General features: G+C 50.7%; 15 protein-coding genes and 1 pseudogene. 6 read left to right on the top strand and 10 right to left on the bottom strand.

The window, feature by feature from the left end; genetic code table 11:
* The 3 genes and pseudogenes from Q0499_RS03340 to Q0499_RS03330 form a co-directional block, all read left to right on the top strand.
* A pseudogene (locus Q0499_RS03340) lies at nt 1-685 on the top strand (DNA-directed RNA polymerase subunit beta'); the annotation flags it as partial.
* Nucleotides 630-2,396, top strand: coding sequence for a DUF444 family protein (locus Q0499_RS03335; RefSeq protein WP_363317769.1), 1,767 nt, complete (start codon nt 630-632; stop codon nt 2,394-2,396). The pseudogene Q0499_RS03340 and the gene Q0499_RS03335, both read left to right, overlap by 56 nt.
* Nucleotides 2,397-2,400: 4 nt before the next feature.
* Nucleotides 2,401-3,918, top strand: a complete 1,518-nt coding sequence (locus Q0499_RS03330; RefSeq protein ID WP_299196024.1) for a SpoVR family protein — start codon at nt 2,401-2,403, stop codon at nt 3,916-3,918.
* Nucleotides 3,919-3,990: 72 nt separating this feature from the next.
* Here the strand turns inward: Q0499_RS03330 and Q0499_RS03325 are convergent, their stop codons facing one another.
* On the bottom strand, nt 3,991-4,356 hold the full coding sequence (locus Q0499_RS03325; RefSeq protein WP_299196023.1) for a histidine triad nucleotide-binding protein: 366 nt from the start codon (nt 4,354-4,356) through the stop codon (nt 3,991-3,993).
* A gap of 509 nt (nt 4,357-4,865) precedes the next feature.
* On the opposite strand from Q0499_RS03325, the gene Q0499_RS03320 reads away from it, so the two are divergent.
* The 3 genes from Q0499_RS03320 to Q0499_RS03310 all read left to right on the top strand — a co-directional run bounded on the left by Q0499_RS03320 (nt 4,866) and on the right by Q0499_RS03310 (nt 9,847).
* Nucleotides 4,866-5,807 (top strand): bifunctional enoyl-CoA hydratase/phosphate acetyltransferase, encoded by a 942-nt coding sequence (locus Q0499_RS03320; RefSeq protein WP_299196022.1) that lies wholly within the window; start codon nt 4,866-4,868, stop codon nt 5,805-5,807.
* A 1-nt stretch (nt 5,808) separates the two neighbouring features.
* Complete coding sequence (locus tag Q0499_RS03315) at nt 5,809-6,993, top strand: acetate/propionate family kinase (RefSeq protein WP_299196021.1); 1,185 nt, start codon at nt 5,809-5,811, stop codon at nt 6,991-6,993.
* A 262-nt stretch (nt 6,994-7,255) separates the two neighbouring features.
* Nucleotides 7,256-9,847, top strand: coding sequence for an EAL domain-containing protein (locus tag Q0499_RS03310; protein WP_299196020.1), 2,592 nt, complete (start codon nt 7,256-7,258; stop codon nt 9,845-9,847).
* 360 nt (nt 9,848-10,207) lie between these two features.
* Here the strand turns inward: Q0499_RS03310 and Q0499_RS03305 are convergent, their stop codons facing one another.
* From Q0499_RS03305 to Q0499_RS03265, 9 genes are all read right to left on the bottom strand, one after another.
* Nucleotides 10,208-11,224 (bottom strand): hypothetical protein, encoded by a 1,017-nt coding sequence (locus Q0499_RS03305; RefSeq protein ID WP_299196019.1) that lies wholly within the window; start codon nt 11,222-11,224, stop codon nt 10,208-10,210.
* 366 nt (nt 11,225-11,590) lie between these two features.
* Nucleotides 11,591-12,331, bottom strand: coding sequence for a 23S rRNA (guanosine(2251)-2'-O)-methyltransferase RlmB (gene rlmB / locus Q0499_RS03300; RefSeq protein ID WP_299196018.1), 741 nt, complete (start codon nt 12,329-12,331; stop codon nt 11,591-11,593).
* On the bottom strand, nt 12,321-13,385 hold the full coding sequence (hemH, locus tag Q0499_RS03295) for a ferrochelatase (protein WP_299196016.1): 1,065 nt from the start codon (nt 13,383-13,385) through the stop codon (nt 12,321-12,323). Before hemH ends, rlmB begins: the two co-directional genes overlap by 11 nt.
* 114 nt (nt 13,386-13,499) lie before the next feature.
* A complete protein-coding gene (gene adk / locus Q0499_RS03290; protein ID WP_299196014.1) occupies nt 13,500-14,156 on the bottom strand; it encodes an adenylate kinase in 657 nt (218 codons plus the stop codon).
* A gap of 419 nt (nt 14,157-14,575) precedes the next feature.
* The gene (gene ppc, locus Q0499_RS03285; RefSeq protein ID WP_299196012.1) at nt 14,576-17,182 is read right to left on the bottom strand and encodes a phosphoenolpyruvate carboxylase; all 2,607 of its coding nucleotides are present in this window, start codon (nt 17,180-17,182) and stop codon (nt 14,576-14,578) included.
* A gap of 96 nt (nt 17,183-17,278) precedes the next feature.
* On the bottom strand, nt 17,279-17,665 hold the full coding sequence (locus tag Q0499_RS03280) for a hypothetical protein (protein ID WP_299196010.1): 387 nt from the start codon (nt 17,663-17,665) through the stop codon (nt 17,279-17,281).
* A 24-nt stretch (nt 17,666-17,689) separates the two neighbouring features.
* Nucleotides 17,690-18,502 (bottom strand): nucleoside triphosphate pyrophosphohydrolase, encoded by an 813-nt coding sequence (gene mazG, locus Q0499_RS03275; RefSeq protein ID WP_299196008.1) that lies wholly within the window; start codon nt 18,500-18,502, stop codon nt 17,690-17,692.
* A complete protein-coding gene (gene relA, locus Q0499_RS03270; RefSeq protein ID WP_299196006.1) occupies nt 18,502-20,757 on the bottom strand; it encodes a GTP diphosphokinase in 2,256 nt (751 codons plus the stop codon). The genes mazG and relA overlap by 1 nt, the downstream gene beginning before the upstream one ends.
* A 295-nt stretch (nt 20,758-21,052) precedes the next feature.
* Nucleotides 21,053-21,364 carry an EthD family reductase gene (locus Q0499_RS03265; protein WP_299196004.1) on the bottom strand — a complete coding sequence of 104 codons (312 nt, stop codon included), beginning with the start codon at nt 21,362-21,364 and terminating at the stop codon, nt 21,053-21,055.
* Nucleotides 21,365-21,410: the final 46 nt, after the last annotated feature.

The following is a 21,410-nucleotide window of genomic DNA, read 5'->3' as shown; positions in this document are numbered from 1 at the left end:
GAATGTGGGTGAGGCAACTGGTGTTATTGCAGCTCAGTCTATTGGTGAGCCAGGAACACAGTTAACCATGCGTACTTTCCATATTGGTGGCGCGGCATCTCGAGCAACAGCTGAAAACAAAATTGAAGTGCGTAATGGTGGTATGATCAGCTTCCAAAATATGAAGACTGTTCAACATTCTAAAGGGCATTCTGTTACCGTTTCTCGTTCTGGTGCAATCACCGTTTCGGATGAATACGGTCGTGAGCGTGAACGTTATAAGGTACCTTATGGTGCAGTATTGTCTGTGAAGGAAGGTGATAATGTTGAGCGTGGTCACGTGGTGGCAAACTGGGATCCTCATATGCATCCAATTATTTCAGAAGTAGATGGCTACGTGAAATTAATTGACATGATTGATGGCGTATCTGTTACTAAGCAAACGGATGATGTTACCGGTTTAACCAGCACCTTGATTACGGATGCTAAACAACGTGGCGCGAGCAGTAAAGAGTTGCGTCCAATGATTAAATTAGTTGATGACAAAGGTAAAGATGTATTCTTGCCTGGCTCTAATATGCCAGCACAGTACTTCTTGCCTGTAAATGCCAATTTAGGTTTAGCTGAAGGTGCTAAAGTAGGTATTGGTGATGCGTTGGCACGTATCCCGCAAGAAACTTCAAAAACAACAGGATGCCGAGCGTGAAAACAAAGAGCGTATGAAAGCTCTAACTAAGAAAATGGAAGAGCTGTTCAAAGATGCCTTACGCAATGGTGAAATCGATAAAGAAGCTCTGAAAAAGATGTCCAAGGCGCTACAAGCGATGCGCGAACTTTCCAAGGAGGATCTACCCAAGGTGGAGAAAAAACTCGAAGATGCACAAAGCCAGCGCAATACCGAGGAAAAATCTAAAAAGGACCTGAAGGAAGCCGTCGAGGAGCAGAGGAAGGCCTTGGAGAAAATGAAGCAAGCTCTCAAGGATGCGAACGAGGCCAACCAAAACTTCGAAGCCAGCACCTTTGTGAATCGGCTCAAGCGCGCCGCCAGCGAGCAAGATGGAATAGCCTCCGCATTCATCGACATCATCGATAAGGTCATCGGCAGCTCGTTTGAAGAGCTTGATCCCGTCGAGCAGCGCGCCATCAAGGCCTCCTCCGATCAGCAACGCCAGACGGCAGCCGATGTGCGCTGGATTCAGGAAGACCTCTCTCACTACTATGCCCGGACGCAGAAGGAGGAGCACAAAAATCTGGTCGAGGCGATGAAGGAGTCGCGCATTGATGAAGCCATGGAAATCCTCTCCACCCGCGTCGCCGCAAACCTCTCATTCGCAGCCATCACTCAGTCAAAACAATGGGCTGAGCAACTTAGAAAATGGGCCAAGGAGCTAGAAGGCAACAAAGACAATCAAGCAGGAGGCGGTGGTGGCGGTGGTTCCGGCCAGGGGAAAGCCAGCAATCAGGGGGAAGGTGAAGACGAGTTTACCTTCCAGATCAATCAGGAAGAGTTTCTCGACTTTATGTTTGAGGATCTTGAACTGCCCAACATGATTAAAAAGCAGCTGCGCGACGCCACCAGCTTTGAAGTACGCCGCGCCGGTTTTACCAGTGTCGGTTCGCCCGATAAGCTCAATGTTGTCCGCTCGTTGCGGGCGGCTAACGCCCGGCGAATAGCCCTGTCAGGCAAAGAACGCCGCAAAATTCGGGAACTCAAAGCGGAGATTAAAACCCTGGAGGGGCGGCTGCCCAATCAGGAAGCCGTGCTACAGATCGCAGCCCTTAACGAAGAGATTAAAACCCTGAACAAGCGGATCAAACGGATGCCGTTTATCGACGAGTTTGATCTTAAATATAACAACCTGATCCGCACCCCGGTGCCCAGTTCCAAAGCCGTGATGTTTTGCGTGATGGATGTATCCGGTTCAATGACCCAATCGATTAAGGATATCGCCAAGCGTTTCTTTATCCTGCTCTATCTGTTTCTCACCCGTAGCTATAAAAAAATTGAGGTGGTGTTTGTGCGCCACCACACCCATGCAAAAGAGGTCGACGAAGAGGAGTTTTTCTATTCCCGGGAAACCGGTGGCACCATCGTCTCCAGCGCCCTAAATCTAAGTGCAGAGATTATCCGTGAGCGTTATCCTCCCGGCGACTGGAATGTCTATGTTGCTCAAGCGTCTGACGGGGATAACTGGGATGGCGATTCACACGTCTGCCGTCAAGTACTCGAACAGCAGATTCTGCCACTGGTGCAATACTTTGCCTATGTGGAGATAACCACCGGGCCACATCAGAACCTGTGGCTGGAGTATGAGCAGATTCGCGAAAAGTTCGGTGAAACCTTTGCCATGCAGACCATCATTGACCCCTCGGATATCTACCCGGTGTTCAGAAAACTGTTTGAGAAAAAGGAGTGACCCTATGAAAAAGCGTGAGCCGATTTCCACCGGGTCAGAATGGACCTTCGACCTGATCCAGCGATACGATAAGGAGATCGCCCGGGTAGCAGAGCATTATGGTCTGGATACCTATCCTAACCAGATCGAAGTTATCACCTCTGAACAGATGATGGATGCTTACTCATCCGTGGGTATGCCGCTGAATTACAACCACTGGTCCTTTGGCAAACAGTTTGTCTCCACCGAGCAGCAGTATAAACGCGGCCAGATGGGACTGGCCTATGAGATCGTCATCAACTCAAACCCCTGTATCTCCTACCTGATGGAGGAGAACACCATGACTATGCAGGCACTGGTGATCGCCCATGCCTGCTATGGTCACAACTCATTTTTTAAAGGCAACTACCTGTTCCGCACCTGGACCGATGCTTCGGCCATCATTGATTATCTGCTGTTCGCGAAAAACTATATTGCCAAATGTGAAGAGCGCCACGGTGTCGATGCCGTCGAACAGATGCTGGACTCCTGTCACGCGCTGATGAACTACGGCGTTAACCGTTACCTTCGCCCGCAGCCGATTACCCCGGAAGAGGAAAAAAACCGCCTGATGGATCGCGAAGAGTATATCCAGCGACACCTCAACCAGCTGTGGAATACTATTCCTAAGAAAGACGAAATTAAAAAAGATAAAGCTCCCCGTTTCCCCAAAGACCCGGAGGAAAATATCCTCTACTTCATTGAAAAAAATGCGCCACTACTGGAACCGTGGCAGCGGGAAATTGTGCGCATCGTGCGAAAAATTGCTCAATACTATTATCCACAACGGCAAACTCAGGTGATGAACGAGGGCTGGGCGTGCTTCTGGCACTACACTCTGTTGCACCATCTGCATGATGAAGGCCTGGTCACCGATGGTTTTATCATGGAGTTTCTCCACTCCCACACCAGTGTGGTGTTTCAGCCGCCGTTTGACGCGCCCTATTTCAACGGTATCAACCCTTACGCACTGGGTTACGGCATGATGCGGGATATTCGTCGTATCTGTGAAAACCCCACCGAAGAGGACTATAAATGGTTCCCCGATATAGCCGGCAGCGACTGGAATGAAACCTTGCAGCATGCGATGCGCAACTACAAGGATGAAAGTTTTATCTTGCAATACCTGTCACCCCACATGATCCGTGAGCTGAAACTATTTACCATCACCGATAACTCAACCCTGAGCACCATGCAGATCAGCGCCATACATGATGATGATGGCTATCAGCAAGTCCGGGAAAACCTGGCGGCCAGCTATAACATTGGCAACCGGGAACCCAATATTCAGATCTACAACGTCAACATCAGAGGTGACCGGTCACTGACATTGCGCCATTATATGCACAATGAACAACCCCTGGGTGACGATACCGATGAAGTGCTCAAACATCTTCACCGGCTGTGGGGCTTTGATGTGCATCTGGAATCGGTCTCGCCCGCTGGAGAGATTATCGATGAACTCCACTGTCCGCCAAAACCCCAGGCCGAAGAGGTTGCCTGAAACGCTTAGCAGCTGGACCACCGCAAAAAACCGCCGTAATGGCGGTTTCTTTTTGGCTATGCGGCTCTCGAATCAAACCGGGGTTTTCAGTTTGTCCTGATACGGTGGCCAGCCCATCGGCTTACCACCCAGCAAGTGTAGATGGATATGATAAACCGTCTGTCCACCGTGGCTGTTACAGTTAAACACCGTCCGATAGCCGTCGGCATCAAACCCCTGCTGTTCAGCGATCTTACCCGCCACCATCACCATATGACCAACCAGACCACAGTCGTCGGCGTCAATATCATTCAGCGTCGCAATATGTTTACGGGGAATAATCAGAGCATGGGTTGGCGCCTGAGGGCTGATATCATTAAAAGCGATAACCTTATCGTCCTCATAAATGATATCCGCCGGAATCTCGTTATTCAGAATTTTACAAAACAGACAATCCATTGAACCAACCCTCGTGCTATAAATTGTTTATTGGATTACACCGCAGCGCTTCCCGGATAGCAAGTATCCGGGAACAGAACGTCGCTGAGCGACTCGCTAGACGACACTTCGTGTCTTGCTAGTGGTTAGACGTAAAACTTCGTTTTACTTGCTAGCTAGCTAGCCACGAGCCAGCGGCGATGCGACGTCTAGCTGTAGATTTCAGATACGTTGTTCACATCTAGCTACTGTCTTTTATTACTTTTTCTAGCAAGGAAACGAAGTTTCCGTCTAACAACTAGCAGTCGCGCAGCTACGTTCTAGCCCCTATTAAATTTAGCAAATACGATATATCAGTTAATCATCGGTTTACACAAAAACTACTCATTTTAACTAACCTGCATGTTGCACTGCGTCATAAGAAGGTCATACTCTTGTCATAGAGTAAATGTAAAAGCTGATCGTACCAAATGTATAGGTTTAACGCGGTCACCCGGCGTTATCAACCGTTGAATACCTGGAGCAGTAAAATGATTCTTTCAGAAAAGCCCCCCATCCATAACCAGCTGGAATTCTTTATTGATGAAGCGGTTAAAGCCCGTCCTGTCACCACAGCAGTGGTTCATCCGGTTGAACACAACGGTCTGATGGGTGCCATCGAAGCGGCTGAACGCGGCCTGATAACTCCAATTCTGGTAGGCCCTTCAGCCAAGATCAGAGCGGCAGCTGATAAATATGAACTGAATATCGATAACTATGAGCTGATCGATGTAGAACACAGCCATGCCGCTGCTGAACAAGCCGTACGACTGATTCGTGAAGCCCGGGCAGAAACCCTGATGAAGGGCGACCTGGGCACGTCAGAACTGCTCAGTGCCGTAATTCATAAAACACTGGGGATTCGCACCGAACGTCGCCTGAGCCACATCTTTGTACTGGACGTGCCGAACTATCATAAACCACTGATGATCACCGACGCGGCAATCAATGTTGCCCCCGACCTGCTAACCAAACGGGATATCGTGCAAAATGCGATAGATTTCTGCCATGCGTTGGGAATGAAAGAGCCTAAAGTGGCTATTCTGGCGGCGGTAGAGAAAGTTAAGCCATCGATGCAGAGCACTATCGACGCCGCAGCCCTGTGTAAAATGGCTGACCGGGGTCAGATCACCGGCGCGATTCTGGATGGGCCGCTGGCGTTTGATAACGCCATATCCCTGCAAGCCGCCATTGATAAGCACATTACCTCTGCAGTATCCGGAGATGCTGACATTCTGCTGGCCCCGGACCTTGAGTCCGCGAATATGATCGCTAAGCAACTGATCTACTTGGCAGATGCAAAATCAGCCGGTCTGGCACTCGGTGCCCGCGCCCCGATTATCCTCAACAGCCGTTCTGACGGCACGCTGGCACGCCTGGCCTCCTGCGCCCTGGCATCTCACATGGTTCTGCACCCACAGGGAGTAAAGTAAGATGAGTCTGGTTCTGACCGTTAATGGTGGATCTTCCAGCCTGAAATGTGCCCTGTTTGCACCGCAGGCCGAGAGTACTGAGTGTCTCTATCAGTTTAAACTAAGCAATATTCTCAACGCTCCGGTGATGAAAGTCATCTCCAGCCGTGGTGAAACACTGGAGCAACATCAACCGGATATGAGCGCGATCGACACCGAAGACCGCCACCAGGCCTGTCTGGATCAGGTTATCCAGTGGGTGCGTAAGCAGATGCCCGACAGTCGCATCAGCGCCTTTGGCCATCGAGTCGTGCATGGCGGCCAAAGCTTCAGTGACCCGGTGAAGATCAATGAGAAGATTCTCCTCAGACTGGAAGAGCTGATTCCCCTGGCCCCACTGCATCAACCCTACAATCTCAAGCTGATCCGCGCCTGTCAGCGACTGGAGCCTGAACTGCCGCAGATCGCTTGCTTTGATACCATGTTCCATATCGGCCAGCCCGACATTGAGCGCCATTACGCCATCCCCCGCAAATACACCGAAGCTGGAGTGCATAAGTATGGTTTCCATGGGCTCTCTTATGAGTTCATACAGCGTTCACTGGAAAAAATTGGCAAGGGTGCCGAAAGCGAAAAAACCGTGATCTGTCACCTCGGCGCGGGCGCTAGCATGTGCGCAGTCAAGAAAGGAAAATCGATCGCCTCCTCCATGGGCTTTACTGCGGTTGACGGCCTGCCAATGGGCAGCCGTACCGGCAACATCGACCCCGGCGTACTGCTCTACCTGCAACGCCACTACCACATGGATACCGACCAGTTGGAAAACTTCCTCTACAAAGAGAGTGGCTGGCTGGGAGTTTCTGGTATCAGTTCCGATATGCTGGAACTGGAACAATCAGACCAGCCAGAAGCGGAAGAAGCGATCGCCATGTTCGCCTACCGTGCAGCGCTGGAGATCGGACGTTTATCCGCAGCATTGCAAGGTTTAGAGCAACTGGTGTTTACCGGTGGCGTCGGCGAAAACGACAGTAAACTGCGCAAACGTATCTGCGACCAACTCGAATGGCTGGGTGTTAAACTGAACAAAAGCGCCAACAAAGAGGGTGAAGCGATCATTAGCAAAGCCAGCGCTAAAGTGCTGGTTCGGGTAATTCCCACCAACGAGGAGGCGATGATCGCCCTGCATGCGCAAGAGGTTTTGGCTTAGAAAGTAGCTAGACGTTGCTGCGCAACTTGCTAGTGGTTAGTTAGTAGCTGGAAAAAACGTAAAAAAGAGAGCCTTTGGTTCTCTTTTTTATCGCAATAATACATTTCGCCAGTCTCACCAAAATGCACACACCCAAAGCGACAAAACGTTTCTGATGTTGTAGATTTAAATCTGGGTAGCCCGTGTAAATTTGATCTCTTTTTACATCGTTGGTTTTCCCGGCACTTCTGTTTCTCCCTGACAAATCATTAAGGACAGAACGTTGAATAATAGCCGTTTAAGACAACCGATTACGTTCAGCGTCGTTGGCTATTTTTTTGCAACCATTACCGTGTTTATTCTGGCCTGCTGCTTTATTGGTTATCTGTGGATCAGCAATCAGTATCAATACCTTGAGCGGGATGGCGAACATTTTGCGCAAGAGTACCTCACCCTGCAGAAACAAGAGATTGAAGCCCGGGTTCACTCGATAAAGCACTACCTGCAGAGCGAGAGCAGACTGGCGAATAACAAACTCAATACAGAACTGAAACAGAGAGTTGACCAGGCCTATCAAATAGCAGAATCGATCTATCTTAACCAGCAAGGCAAACTTCCTGATGCAGAGATTCAGGATATGATTTACGCCGCGCTGCGCGATCTCAGATTTAATCAGGGCAGAGGCTACTACTTTATCTATACACTCGATGGTGTACTAAACCTCTATCCGCCCAAACCCTCCTTAGAGAAAAGTCATTTCACCCAGGTTTTCCCTCCGGCTGAAAGGGAAGTGGTGAGCAAAACACTCGCGCGCTTACACAATCAGCAAGAAGCGTTTATCAGTTACCAATGGCTATTACCCAATGGAAAAGAGTCACAAAACAAATACAGTTATCTCAGGTTATTCAAACCCTACAGCCTCGTGATCGGTACCGGGGACTATCTAGAGCTATTTGAAAAACAACTCAAAGATGAAGTTTTTCAACGGATTGCCAATATCTCTTTCGGCCCGAATAAAGAAGGTTACTATTTTATAAACTCCTACGATGGCGACCTCTATGTCACCAATGGCGAATATCATGGTGGCCAGAAAAATATCTGGGATATCGTCGACGCCCGGGGAACCAAAGTCGTGCAGGAGAACTCACGCTTAGCCCGGGAAAATCCAGAAGGCGCGTTCAGCAGCTATGTGTGGGAAAAGAACAGCGGTGAAAAATCAGAAAAGGTCGCCTTCATTCTGGGAATGGAAGAATGGAAAATATTCATCGGCACAGGTTTTTACACTGATACAGTCAAAAACAAGATTGCCCTGCATATTGATGCCCGTAAAAAAGAGTTTCAGCAGGAAGTCTTCAATACGCTGAAAATAATTCTGGTCACCATGGCCGTAATTGGCTTCCTGCTCTATATCATGATGCGCAAGCTATCGCAGAACTTAAAGGTGTTCCGTTCCAACCTTGAAAGATCCGTCGACAACCTGACCCATCTGAACCCTGAAGAGATTCACTTTAATGAGTTCAAACTGGTCAGTGACAGTGTCAACAAAATGATTTCCGGACTCAACCAGCAATCGGCAGAACTGCGCCACAGTACTCTGCATGACCACCTCACCGCTCTGCCGAATCGACGCTATGTCTGGCAACAGTTAAAGGAGATGCTCGACCGATCTCAGGGCCAGCCTCTGAATGCAGCGCTGATGTTTATCGACCTTGATCATTTTAAAGAGATTAACGATACCCTGGGACATAGCGCAGGCGATGAGTTATTACGCCAGGTCTCTGTACGGTTCACCCAGGTGCTACGCAGCGAGGATCTGGTTGCGCGACTGGGGGGCGACGAGTTTACTGTGATTACCGGCCTGTTGAACGATGATGAAGCTGAAACAATCGCCCGTAAACTACTCGGTCAGCTACAGCGTCCATTTGAGATTCAGGCGCACTCGTTTCGTGTTACCGCCAGTATAGGTATCTGCCTGTTCCCTAAAGATGCCAGCACCCCTGACATGATTCTGTGCAATGGCGACTCAGCAATGTATCAGGCAAAACACAACGGCAGAAATGGTTACTGCTTCTACGACTCGTCGATGACGGAAGCCGCCTCCAGGCGATTTAATCTCTTAGAGCAGCTCAATGAAGCACTCAAAAATGATCAGTTTGAACTCTATTATCAACCTCAGGTAAACACTGAGACAGGCCGGATTGTCGCGGCTGAAGCTCTGATTCGCTGGAATCACCCAGAAAGGGGGCTACTTGCACCCGATCAGTTCATCCCCTACGCCGAAGAAAGCGGTCTCATCGCCCCTATCGGCCGATGGGTGATCGAACAAGCCCTCCGGGATATAAGCCGTTGGCACGCAATGGGTTACACCATACCGAAGGTCGCGGTTAACTTCTCAACCCAGCAGATCAGCGATCTGATCGTAGATGAGGTGGCTGAGATGCTCCAGTGCTCCGACGCCGATGCCTCCAGTATCGAGTTTGAAATCACTGAAAGCGCGCTGATGGAGAATCCTGAGCTATCCCGCAAAGTGTTGCAGGCCTTGCATCAGATGGGCATCAGCCTATCAATTGACGACTTCGGACAGGGGTACTCCTCACTGAGTTATCTGAAACAGTTCCCCATCAGCAAACTAAAAATCGACCGCGCATTCATCCGTGATATTGAGGTCGACGAAAACGACAGAGCGATCACCCGCGCGATCATCGCCTTGGGCAAAAGCCTGAAAATGACCGTCATTGCCGAAGGCGTTGAAACTGAAAACCAACTACAATTTCTCAAAGAGGAACAGTGCGAAGAACTGCAGGGGTATCTGTTTTCAAGACCAGTACCGGAGGAAGCGTTTCGGCGGTTGATGGAAAAGAGCAGTGGCAGCTAGACCGCCGCTTCGCGGCTGATCAGACGTTGCTTCGCAACTTGCTAGTGGCGAGTAGCTAGACGGAAAACTTCGTTTTCCTTGCTAGAAAAGACAGAGCAAGAAAGCATTTGGTCTTCCTTTGAGGAGAAGCCCAACATCCCCGTTAACAGGATCGAAAAACAAGAACAGTCTCATCTTCTTTGTGGCTAAGTGAAATCTAACTGCCGCCTGTCCAACACAATTTTGTAACAGCTTCTACCCATTATTAAAGTTCCGTATGCATTCCCACGCGGGAGCGTGGGTACGAGATAACTCGAATAATGCCATATCAACCTTAGTTTCGTTTTACAAACGCTTCAGACCAATTTGTTAGGTCGCGGGTCAGTCGCTGGACAAAACATGTCCAAACTCCCATTTCGCAATACCTTCAAGCACTACACACAAGTGGCGCGGATCATAACCACATTCTAGGCTTGTCATAAATCGCACTCGCTCTAAAATGGAAGACTGACTCTTTTCTTTAAGACCATCCCACCATGACATTCGAATGGCATGATTTTCACAGCATGAAAAAACAAACCGAAGTATTGCGTCATCAAGTGATGCTCCCTCGTAGACATGCGTTGCGAGCGACCTAAGAAACTCTCTACAATATCGATCACTTGACTCGTGCCACGCAATACCGATGGCCCAACCCTCTTCAGCTGGAGCAGAAAAAAAAGTAATCAGGTCAAGAGGGACTCCTTCCACTCCTAGATCCTGAAGCTGGCGCCCAAGAAAATCAAAATGTGGGTACAGCACCCCGGAAAAAGCTAAGTCCTGCCTGGAATGTGCTATAAAAACGGTATATTTAAACTCATGAAACTTGCCATTAGAAATGGCGTTATCATAGTGTCGCTTGTGATGTATTAAACCCTCAAAGCCGATACCAAAGCCTTTTAGTGCGGCCTCAAGAAACTCTGATTTTTCCTTCGTAAGGGCCTCATGCCCCTTTAGATTCTCTAGCGTTCGTACTGCGTTTTCCTTAACGAAGTACTCTCGACAAAGTGAACGGTAAGCATAAAGGGCAACTTGTTCGTAAGTTGGTTTGAGTGGAATAGTATCAATGGGCCGGAAAAGCTGTGTATCGTGAGTGCCACAAAAACCGAGAAATGTAGAAGCATCATTTCGGCCTATCTTCTTGGGTGCGGGTTTCCCTCCGGTTTTCTTCAGGGTCGAAAAGTGTCCGTTTATTTTGTAAACGTGTCCATTTTCGGAAATTTCTGTCAGCTGACCACTATTTTGAATAGAGTGGGCAGAAATATGCTCTGTACAGCGAGAGCCGTGCTCGAAATGCAGACATCGGCTGCGCTCCGATTGGCGCTTCATTTCACCTAAGAAATCGCTGATTATCTTCATACGTAAGCCACTTAACAACTCTATTAATCCGACCTTACAAGGCTCTATAGCTTGCAAGCTTTATCGTTTTACAAGGTCCGCTGTGATAAAGAGAAAAGCTAAACGGCAGCTACTGCATTCTCATCCCTGATGATGAATGGGCTCATTGATCAGTGTGTTTATCTAGCCTTGGCTAAATTATCCATAAACTGAGTGTGCAACAAAGTGCTGTGCAAGGCAATTGCTTAGCCGGTTAACGTAACCGCGAGGTACCCAGAGGGCATCCCAGCGCGCCTCCTACAGAACCTCCCCGCTTTTTCTAGCAAGTCACGAAGTGACGTTCTAGCAAGGGGAGCTTGCTCCCCATCTAACCACTAGCAACGGCTCTTAAGCTTTTCTTTGTCTTACCGCCTCAAACAAACACACCCCCGTCGCCACCGATACGTTAAGGGAAGAGACCTCCCCTGCCATATCGATTTTCACCAGGAAGTCGCAGTGTTCGCGGGTGAGGCGGCGCATGCCCTGGCCTTCGGCGCCCATCACCAGTGCCATCGGGCCTTTCAGGTCGGCATTGTAGATCAGGGTGTCGGCTTCGCCAGCGGTGCCGGTGATCCAGATACCGCGCTGTTGCAGGTCTTTCAGGGTGCGGGCGAGGTTGGTGACCAGTACGTAGGGCACCACTTCTGCGGCACCACAGGCGACTTTGCTGACGGTCGCGTTGAGCGGCGCTGATTTGTCTTTGGGGGCGATCACCGCATGGACACCGGCGGCGTCGGCGGTACGCAAACAGGCACCCAGGTTGTGAGGATCGGTCACGCCATCCAGCACCAACAGGAAAGCAGGTTCTTCCAGTTTTTCCAGCAGCGCATCAAGAAACTGCTCGGTCTTGGCCTGAATCGGTTCACAGGCCACCACCACACCCTGATGCACGCCGTTTTCAGCCATCTCATCCAGCTCTTTCCGTCCGCTCCACTCGACCCGGACACTCTTTTCAGCGGCCAGGTCCAGCAACGTCTGCATCCGCGCGTCGACCCGCCCTTTCAGTACCCACATCCCTTTAACCCGCTTGCTATCACGTTGCAGGGTGGTAGTGGCGGCGTGGATACCAAAGATATATTCAGGACGCATCGTTTATCTCATTCTGTTCGTTAGTATTACAGGTATTGCAGTTATTGCAGCTCTGGCAAAACCAGCCGCAGCTATTCTGTTTCACCAGCGCGACCATCAGGCTGACCATTCCCGGCTCAGCATTCAACGCCGGAATATAGTGATACTGCTCGCCCCCGGCTTCCATGAATACATCACGGTTTTCAACGGCAATCTCTTCCAGGGTTTCCAGACAGTCGGCCGAAAAGGCCGGACAGATAATATCGACCCGCTTTACGCCGCTCTCTGGTAGTTTTTCAAGGGTTTTATCCGTATAGGGCTGCAACCATGCCTTCGGCCCGAAACGGGACTGAAAGGTGGTCTGCCACTGATCAGAGGTCAGTCCCAGCTGTTTTGCCAGCAGTTCAGAGGTGCGATGGCAGTGCAGTGGGTAAGGGTCACCTTTATCCGCATATTCCTGTGGGATGCCATGATAGGACAGCACCAGCTTATCGCTCTGCGGATTATCCGCCCGAAACGCCTTCACCGATTGTGCCAGTGCGCTGATGTAGAGTGGGTGATCATGGTAGTCATGCACCACCCGGATATCGGGAAAGTCACGGGTCTTCTGCTGAAAACGGGAGATCAGATCATAGATCGGTGCTGTCGTGGTGGCCGAATATTGGGGATAGAGTGGCAGCACCAGAATTTTACGATAGCCCGCCTGGGTCAGCTCGTCTAAACGTGCTGTCAGGCCAGGATTACCATAGGTCATGGCGGAAAACACCTGAATATCCCGCTGCGGCAGCTGTTGCTGCAGCGCCAGTTGCAACGCAGCAACCTGTTGGTTCAGTACCAGACGCAGGGGCGAATCCTGATCCCAGATCGATGCGTACAGCTTTGCCACCTTGCGCGGACGAAACGTCAGAATAATGCAGTTAAGCACCGTCAACCAGACCAGCCGCATAATCCCATCACCCTCAACGACCCGGCGATCAGAGAGAAACTCTTTAAGGTAACGGCGCACTGCTGCGGGAGTGGGTTGATCCGGTGAGCCTAAATTAACCAGCAACACGGCGGTTTTGGGCTGAGACATCAGTGTAGTTCCATTTCAAAACAAAGCGCTATTATCGCGGAATAACGGACAATAAAAAACCGCTGTTTTGACTCTTACATCAAAGCAGCGGTTTTTTACATTAACAACCGGGGGTTATTTTTCCAGCGCAGCAAATACCGCATCACGGATATCATCGACACTGCCGACACCCGCGATATAGTTGTATTTGGGCGCATCGGCAGGCGACTCTTCTGCCCAGCCTTTGTAATACGTGATCAGAGGGGCGGTCTGCTCATGGTAGACATCCAGACGCTGACGCACGGTTTCTTCTTTATCATCTTCACGCTGTACCAGGTCTTCACCGGTGACATCATCCTTACCTTCTACTGCAGGTGGGTTGAAGATAATGTGGTAAGTCCGGCCTGAACCCGGATGAACACGACGACCCGCCATACGCTTGATGATCTCTTCGTCAGCAACGTCGATCTCTACAACGGCATCGATCACAACACCCGCATCCTTCATCGCATCAGCCTGAGGGATAGTACGGGGGAAACCGTCAAACAGTGCACCGTTAGCACAATCGGCTTCTGTAATACGCTCTTTCACCAGGCCAATGATAATTTCATCAGATACCAGACCACCGGCATCCATCACCTTTTTAGCTTCGATCCCCAAAGGAGTACCTGCTTTAACCGCCGCACGCAGCATGTCGCCTGTAGAGATCTGTGGAATACCGTATTTTTCACAGATGTACTGAGCCTGAGTGCCTTTACCGGCACCCGGTGCACCCAAAAGAATAATTCGCATGTAAGGATTGCTCCATTTCTAATTTTATAATTTAAAATCTTGGTGTCGGCCGTTCATTAGATAACCACCGACTGAAATTTATTTGCGCGACAATAGTGCACATTATCGCCCTCTGCCTGCTACTCACAATAGGACATTCGGCCTACTACCAATATCTGTTTCGGCCATTTATGGGAGGCAACTTTTCACCACGCTGTCATATTTATGACATTCAGCGGTAAAAATGAACGCTCGAGATTAGTCAAAACCGCCTGAGGTAGCAACCCCCTAAAAGGATAAGATCCGCTTTAGTTGACCGGGATTGATAATTGTCAGCTTAACTTATCTCCCTGTTCATGGGCTTTGGCGGCCAGTTTTCGCCACCGACACAGATCTATTGCCCTGCTCAGTGCGACTGCACAGGGCAATAGATACGACAATCAGCCAGTATTGCGCATCCCCGCCGAGATCCCCGCCATGGTAATCATCAGCGCCTGCTCCAGTCGCTCATCCGGTTGATTGCGGTCCCGATAGAGCAGTTCCGCCTGCAGAAAGTGCAGTGGATCAATATAGGGGTTGCGCACTTCAATTGACTGGCGAATCACCGGGCTATGCTCAAGCAGAGTCTCCTGCTGCTTAATCTTTTTCACCAGCTGAATGGTATTCGCCAGTCGACAGCGCAGATCCGCGCCCAGCACTGCCAGCTCTTCAGATACCAACCGCTTTTCATAATAGGCAGCGATATTGCCATCTGACTTAGCCATCACCATCTCCAGCATGTCCATGTAAGAGCGGAAGAACGGCCAGTCTCTGCGCATCGTCTGCACCAGTTCAAACTGGCCTTTATCCAGGGTCTCCTGCAGGGCAACATCACTGCCCAGCCAGGCGGGCAGCATCAGGCGGATCTGCGTCCAGGCGAAGATCCAGGGGATCGCCCGCAGACTTTCAACGCCACCATCCGCTTTACGCTTTGCCGGACGGCTTCCCAATGGCAATTTTGCCAGTTCCTGCTCTGGCGTGGCCGAGCGGAAATAGGGTACAAACTGCGGGTCAAAACGCACCACCTCGCGATAGGCGGTCAGACCGGTCAGGGACATCTCATCCATCAGCTGACGCCACTCCGACTTCGGCCCGGGAGCGGGTGCCAGGGTTGCTTCAAGCGTCGCTGAGGTATATAGCTCGAGATTACGCACCGCTATTTCAGGGATGCCAAATTTGAAGCGGATCATCTCGCCCTGCTCAGTCACCCGCAGGCTGCCGGCCACAGAACCCGGAGGTTGTGCCAGAATCGCGGTGTGGCTTGGGCCACCACCCCGGCCAACCGTACCGCCTCGACCGTGAAACAGGGTCAGATGTACGCCATATTCTTTACATACCTTAGTCAGCACTTCCTGAGCCCGATACTGCCCCCAGGCCGCCGCCAGCTGTCCGGCATCCTTAGACGAATCGGAATAGCCGATCATGACCTCCTGATGGCCCTCGGTATAAGTCTTATACCAGGGGATCGCCAGCAACTGGCGGATACAGTTTTCCGAATTATCCAGGTCATCCAGGGTTTCAAACAGGGGCGCTACCCGCATATTGTGGCGAATACCGCTCTCTTTCAGCAACAGGATAACCGCCAGTACATCCGATGGCTGACTGGCCATGGAGATCACATAGGACCCCAGTGAGTTTTGTTCTTCCCGGGCTACGACACTAAAAGTATCCAGCACCTCCTGGACATCGGCGGAGGGCTGCCATTCGCGAGGCAACAGGGGACGTTTTTCCTGCAACTCTTTTAGCAGAAACATCTGCTTATTGGTTTCGCTCCACTCGCTGTAGCAACCAATACCATAATAACCGGTGAGTTCATCAAACACTTCGGCATGACGATCCGCATTCTGACGAATATCCAGATTCACCAGGGTCATGCCAAAGCAGGCCACCCGGCGAATCGTATCGGATAACAGGCCATCGGCAATAACCCCCATATCGCAACTGCGCAGTGAAGCATCGATCAGCAGTAGAGGTTCAAGCAGTTGTTGGGGAACAATATAGACCCCCTCTTTATCCACCGGACGGCCTTCAAGCCGCTCAGTGGTCCAGAATTTGGTTTTAATCAGATGCGCTTCGACCTCACGCAGCAGCTCACGATACGGTTCCGGGTGATCACCGACCAGGGCGCGCATCTCAGCGCTACAGCGGTTCATCGACAACTCACTGCGCAGCCGGTCAATATCTTTGATATAGAGATCCGCCGCCATCCAGCGGGACAGCAACAGCACTTTCTCGGTGGTTACAGAGGTCACATTCGGATTGCCATCACGATCACCGCCCATCCAGGAGGCAAAGCGCACCGGCGAGCTACTCAGCGGCAGATGTTCGCCAGTCGCATCAAACAGCTGCTGGTCGATGTGCCGCAAAAACACTGGCACGGCATCCCAGAGGGAGTTTTCGATCACCGCAAAGCCCCATTTCGCTTCATCAATCGGGGTCGGTCTCTGTTTACGGATGGCATCGGTGTGCCAGTCCTGGCTGATCAGCTCATGCAATCGGTGACGCAGATCTTCACCACGGTCGATCCGTTGCAGACATTCGGTAATCGCATCAAACTTCTGAATCAAGGTGCGCCGGTTGACCTCGGTCGGATGGGCGGTCAGCACCAGCTCAACATCCATATCCTGCACCGCTGCAGCAATCTGTTGTTTGGTTAAACCCTGCTGCTGCAGTCGCCCAAGCAAACCACAGAAGGAATCACTGGTACACACATCCATGACGCCGGAGCGGCGGCGAACCCGGTGATGTTCTTCAGCAATATTGGAGAGATTGAGAAACTGAGTAAATGCCCGGGCAACTGGTAGCAGTTCATCATCACTCAATTCACTGAGCGCTTTTAACAACTCGTCATCGACCGGCTTGCCTGAGGAACGGCCCGACTTCGAAAGGGCTCTGATGGTTTCGATCTTGTCTAGGAACGCCTGCCCTTTATGCTCAGCAATTGTCTGTCCGAGACAGTCACCCAGCATCCGCACATCATCCCGCAAGTCTTCGTGAAGCGTTGTCATTCGGCGTCCCCTGTGATTTCTGCAAAGTACTATTGATACTACACAATTTGTGCAAAGCACAAATACTATCTTAGTATCAATTTAGATATCGCCGGTTTAATGGCCGGTCAGCTGACGCAGTTTTTTCAGGGCAATCTCAACACTGTGAACATTCTGGTAACCGATCTCGACCTCCGGCACCGGCGCCCCATCCAATAATAGCGCGATACGAAAATCGGTTTCGGCCTCGGCCGTATCACGGGAACGGATCTCTGCATGCTGTATCTGGTCGAAACTGACGCGCAGGTAACCCGTCGGAATCAATACCGCCACCTGTCTCTGTGAGGTGCTGACTACGAGGCCGGGATTGCCCTTGAGATCATCAGAGATTTGAAATCCTGCGCTTAACAGCTCTTTACGCTGGCCATCAATACGCTGATAGTTCCAGTAACCCAGCCCGGCCATGATAATGACCGCCAGAATAAACCATTGAAATGATCCCATCGCTTATCTCCGTGCGGTGTGCAGCTATAGCCCTTTACGTTTGGCTTCGTTCCACCAGTGATCCAGCTCATCCAGGGTGTAATCCTGCCAATCCTTTGACGAACCCGTTACCTGGTCTTCGATATAGTTAAAACGGTTGGTGAATTTCTGATTGGTATAACGCAGGGACGTTTCCGGATTAACGCCCATATGGCGGGCCAGATTAACCTGAGCAAACAGCAGATCGCCCAGTTCATGCTCCATCTCCAGCTGATCACCGGCAGCGATCGCTTCACGAAGTTCGGCGATCTCCTCCTCGATTTTATCCAGCACCGGTAGCACATCACCCCAGTCAAAACCAACCCGGGCAGCGCGTTTCTGCAATTTTTCAGCGCGATTCAGCGCTGGCAACGCCATGGGAATATCATCCAGAACCCGCGGCTCCTGATGAGGTTTCTCACCCCGTTCATCAGCCTTTATCGCTTCCCAGGTCTCTTTGATCTGCTGCTCATTCAACGGGGCTGCGCTGCGCCGACTGGCCAGGGTGCCCTCAGGAAAAACGTGGGGATGGCGGCGAATCAGTTTGGTCACCAGGGTATCAACAATATCGTCAAAGCCGAAACGTTGTTCTTCCTCCGCGAGGCGGGCGTAGAAGATCACCTGAAACAGCAGATCACCTAACTCCCCTTGCAGGTGATCCCAGTCCTGCCGCTCGATAGTATCCGCCACTTCATACGCCTCTTCGAGGGTATGCGGAACGATACTGGCAAAATCCTGTTTCAAGTCCCAGGGGCAACCATCCTCTGGGTCTCGCAACCTTGCCATCAACGACTTTAAATCATCCAGCGTATAGCTCATTAACGGGTTCCACTGCGTTGACGATGTACTTCGGTAACGTTTGGAATCTGGTTAATCTTATCCATAATTTTACCCAGCAGCTCAAGACGACTGATCTCAATAGTCAGCGACAGGTAAGCGATATTGCTCTTCTTATCGGACTGGGTATTGGCGGCGATCAGGTTAACATTCTCGTTGGCCATCACCATCATCAGGTCGCGCAGCAGACCGGCACGGTCGAAGGCTTCAACATAGATATCCACAGGATAAGTTGACTCACCCTCTTCACCCCAGCTGACTTCAACCATCCGTTCGCGTTCTTGCTGACGCAGCTGAAACGCATTGGTACAGTCATCCCGATGGATAGAGACTCCGCGACTCTTGGTGATATAACCGATAATCGGATCACCTGGCACCGGCTTACAGCAAGGCGCAATCGTCGTCAGCAGATTACCGACACCGCGAATTTTAATGCCGTCATAATCAGGCTGAGCACGTGAACCACTGCCCGGCAAGCCCAGATCCAGCTGTTCATCATGATGATCAGTCTCAACCTGCTGTTGCGCAGCGTTGATTACCTGAGACAGACGAATATCACCGGCCCCCAGTGCCGCATACATATCCTCGGCGGAGCGGTGATTCACCGCTTTCGCCATCAGCGCGAAATCAAGGTCGGTATTTTCCAGTGCCAGACGGCGGAACTCCCGCTCGATAATCTTCTTACCGGCGGCGGCGTTTTTATCTTTGTCCTGAAGTTTAAACCAGTGCTGTATCTTGGCGCGGGAGCGGGCGCTGGTGATATAACCCAGGTTAGGGTTAAGCCAGTCACGCCGTGGATGCTCCTCATTGGCGGTGAGAATCTCAACCTGATCACCGGTCTGCAGCTGACGGGTCAGCGGCACGATACGGCCATTGAGTTTAGCCCCCCGACAACGGTGCCCCACTTCGGTATGCACCCGGTAGGCAAAATCCACCGGTGTCGATCCCACCGGCATATCCACCACATGGCCTTCCGGCGTAAACACATAAACCCGGTCATGGGTGACATCACCACCGATAACTTCAGAGAACTCTTCGGTTCCGCCCAGATCTTCGGTCCACTCGAGTACCTGCCGCAACCAGGCGATCTTCTCTTCGTAGCTGGAACTTTGCGAGTGGGTGTCAGTGCCTTTATAAAGCCAGTGGGCGCAAACGCCCAACTCGGCCTCTTCATGCATAGAGAAAGTACGGATCTGAATTTCCAGCACTTTACCGGAAGGGCCAAATACGGCGGTATGCAGTGAACGGTAACCATTAGGCTTAGGCGAGGCGATATAGTCATCAAATTCGTGGGGGATGTTGCGCCACAAGCCATGCACAATACCCAGCACGGTATAGCAGTCACGAATTTCCGGCACCAGAATCCGCACCGCACGAATATCATAAACCTGATTAAAGGCGATATTTTTCCGCTGCATTTTGCGCCAGATACTGTAGATGTGTTTGGCCCGGCCCATCACATCGCCATCAATGTTAACCTTGCTCAGCTCAGCATTCAGAATGCTGACCGAATCTTCGATAAACTGTTGCCGGTCAAGACGCTTCTCATCCAGCAGTGAAGCGATCTGTTTATAATCGTTGGGTTTGAGATAACGGAAGGAAAGATCTTCCAGTTCCCATTTGATATGACCGATACCCAGTCGGTGCGCCAGCGGGGCATACACATCAAACACCTCCCGCGCCACCAGATAGCGTTTTTTGCGGGAATCCCCTTTAACACGCCGAATGGCACAGGTACGCTCGGCAATCTTGATCAGTACAACCCGCACATCATCGATCATCGAGACCAGCATTTTACGTACGTTGTCGAGCGGATTACCGCTCTGACCCAATACATTCTCACGTCGGGGGTTCTGACGACTGCCGATAGCCGCCATCTGCAACACACCATCGATCAGGGTGGCGATGGTCTGACCAAAGCGGCGACGGATATCCTCCAGCGTGGTGCGTTTTTCTCGCACGCTGCGATAGAGAATAGCCGCGACCAGAGCGTCCTGATCCTGATTCAGCTCAATTAGAATCTGAGCCATCTCCAGGCCGGTGAGATAGCTATCGCTGTCCTTCCAGGAATCTTCGGTGGTCTCTGCCTCCTCTTTTAACTGTTTAGCATACAGACAGGCCTGGCGGACTGTATCAATATCCTTTACTTCGACCTGCTCCTGCAATCGTTGCAGCCACAGATCCAGATCGACACTGCCGTCAGCATGTATTGGATGATCTTCGCGTACTTTTACCACAGCGCTACGCCGCTCCTTTTTTTACCTAGCTGATGCCCAGAACTATCGCTATCCGCACCCTGCGGGATACCTCATTAAAAACAATCGCAGGGCTAAACAATTATGAAGCGGAAGCACATACAGCGGATCATTTTAGTATTTCAGACCTTCAATAGCGAGTAAGTTCAAAGTGATTCCAGACTCTCGTCAGAGATCAGTTAATAGAAAAACAGACTTTCATTACTACTCAGAGGCAAAAAAGGTGATTAACGGCATCAATCTGCCGTCAGAAGATTGAGCGCACAAAACCTGTCCACTAGATCTTAATTTCGCTGATCTGAATAACCGACTTAACATTGGTAAAGTTCGGAATATCTGCCTTTATCTCGACAATATTTAGCCCGTAAGCGGTTTTAAAAGCCTCGACTGAGTCGAATGTCATATGCCCCATCGCGATAAAAGCAGGCTCCTCTTCCGGTGTAGCACCAGTTAAACCGTATTCCACCGCAACACTTTTCAGTGCGTCACCCAATAACGTTGCCACCAGCGGAAAGTGGGTGTGACAGTAGTAATCAATATCAAAGGTGACACCGACTGAGTTCGGGTACATCACGCTCACTTTAATCATCTGCAATCCTCGCTTGTATTCTCATCGATATCAGAAAAGGTGTTAA

This window comes from uncultured Amphritea sp. (assembly GCF_937127095.1).
GTDB lineage: Bacteria > Pseudomonadota > Gammaproteobacteria > Pseudomonadales > Balneatricaceae > Amphritea.
The sequence above is the reverse complement of the archived record's forward strand: the minus strand, read 5'-3'. Positions and strand labels throughout refer to the sequence as shown.

What these genes read in the sequence shown, in the direction of transcription:
- Q0499_RS03335 (WP_363317769.1), top strand. Translation starts at nt 630, where the DNA reads ATGCGTTGGCACGTATCCCGCAAGAAACTTCAAAAACAACAGGATGCC.
- Q0499_RS03325 (WP_299196023.1), bottom strand. Translation starts at nt 4,356, where the DNA reads ATGGATTGTCTGTTTTGTAAAATTCTGAATAACGAGATTCCGGCGGAT.
- ppc (WP_299196012.1), bottom strand. Translation starts at nt 17,182, where the DNA reads ATGACAACGCTTCACGAAGACTTGCGGGATGATGTGCGGATGCTGGGT.
- Q0499_RS03265 (WP_299196004.1), bottom strand. Translation starts at nt 21,364, where the DNA reads ATGATTAAAGTGAGCGTGATGTACCCGAACTCAGTCGGTGTCACCTTT.
- adk (WP_299196014.1), bottom strand. Translation starts at nt 14,156, where the DNA reads ATGCGAATTATTCTTTTGGGTGCACCGGGTGCCGGTAAAGGCACTCAG.
- Q0499_RS03305 (WP_299196019.1), bottom strand. Translation starts at nt 11,224, where the DNA reads ATGAAGATAATCAGCGATTTCTTAGGTGAAATGAAGCGCCAATCGGAG.
- mazG (WP_299196008.1), bottom strand. Translation starts at nt 18,502, where the DNA reads ATGAGCTATACGCTGGATGATTTAAAGTCGTTGATGGCAAGGTTGCGA.
- Q0499_RS03280 (WP_299196010.1), bottom strand. Translation starts at nt 17,665, where the DNA reads ATGGGATCATTTCAATGGTTTATTCTGGCGGTCATTATCATGGCCGGG.
- Q0499_RS03320 (WP_299196022.1), top strand. Translation starts at nt 4,866, where the DNA reads ATGATTCTTTCAGAAAAGCCCCCCATCCATAACCAGCTGGAATTCTTT.
- Q0499_RS03330 (WP_299196024.1), top strand. Translation starts at nt 2,401, where the DNA reads ATGAAAAAGCGTGAGCCGATTTCCACCGGGTCAGAATGGACCTTCGAC.
- Q0499_RS03315 (WP_299196021.1), top strand. Translation starts at nt 5,809, where the DNA reads ATGAGTCTGGTTCTGACCGTTAATGGTGGATCTTCCAGCCTGAAATGT.
- rlmB (WP_299196018.1), bottom strand. Translation starts at nt 12,331, where the DNA reads ATGCGTCCTGAATATATCTTTGGTATCCACGCCGCCACTACCACCCTG.
- hemH (WP_299196016.1), bottom strand. Translation starts at nt 13,385, where the DNA reads ATGTCTCAGCCCAAAACCGCCGTGTTGCTGGTTAATTTAGGCTCACCG.